This is a genomic window from Vibrio sp. 1F169 (assembly GCF_041439605.1).
GTDB classification, from domain to species: domain Bacteria; phylum Pseudomonadota; class Gammaproteobacteria; order Enterobacterales; family Vibrionaceae; genus Vibrio; species Vibrio tasmaniensis_A.
Window position 1 is genome coordinate 1 of the sequence record NZ_JBGOOI010000181.1, and the last position, 1,110, is coordinate 1,110.

The 1,110-nt window shown below is 49.9% G+C and carries 1 rRNA gene; it reads right to left on the minus strand.

Annotated features, from left to right (window positions below):
• Nucleotides 1–1,110, minus strand: a 23S ribosomal RNA gene (locus ACED53_RS23465); the annotation flags it as partial.

The following is a 1,110-nucleotide window of genomic DNA, read 5'->3' on the forward strand; positions in this document are numbered from 1 at the left end:
CACCTTCAACGGCTTACAGAACGCTCCCCTACCCCACATACCCTAAGGTACGTAGCCGCAGCTTCGGTGTATAGCTTAGCCCCGTTACATCTTCCGCGCAGGCCGACTCGACCAGTGAGCTATTACGCTTTCTTTAAATGATGGCTGCTTCTAAGCCAACATCCTGGCTGTCTGAGCCTTCCCACATCGTTTCCCACTTAGCTATACTTTGGGACCTTAGCTGGCGGTCTGGGTTGTTTCCCTCTCCACGACGGACGTTAGCACCCGCCGTGTGTCTCCCGGATAGTACTTACTGGTATTCGGAGTTTGCAAAGGGTTGGTAAGTCGGGATGACCCCCTAGCCTTAACAGTGCTCTACCCCCAGTAGTATTCGTCCGAGGCGCTACCTAAATAGCTTTCGGGGAGAACCAGCTATCTCCAGGTTTGATTGGCCTTTCACCCCTAGCCACAAGTCATCCGCTAATTTTTCAACATTAGTCGGTTCGGTCCTCCAGTTGATGTTACTCAACCTTCAACCTGCCCATGGCTAGATCACCTGGTTTCGGGTCTAATCCTAGCAACTGTACGCCCAGTTAAGACTCGGTTTCCCTACGGCTCCCCTAAACGGTTAACCTTGCTACTAAAATTAAGTCGCTGACCCATTATACAAAAGGTACGCAGTCACACCACGAAGGTGCTCCTACTGCTTGTACGTACACGGTTTCAGGTTCTATTTCACTCCCCTCACAGGGGTTCTTTTCGCCTTTCCCTCACGGTACTGGTTCACTATCGGTCAGTCAGTAGTATTTAGCCTTGGAGGATGGTCCCCCCATATTCAGACAGGATATCACGTGTCCCGCCCTACTCGTTTTCACTGATTATGAGATGTCGATTACGGGGCTATCACCCTTTATTGCGGCACTTTCCAGAGCCTTCATCTGTCTCATTAAAAGCTTAAGGGCTAATCCAATTTCGCTCGCCGCTACTTTCGGAATCTCGGTTGATTTCTCTTCCTCGGGGTACTTAGATGTTTCAGTTCCCCCGGTTTGCCTCCTGTTGCTATGTATTCACAACAGGATACTTACTTATGTAAGTGGGTTTCCCCATTCAGGAATCCCAGACTCAAAAGGT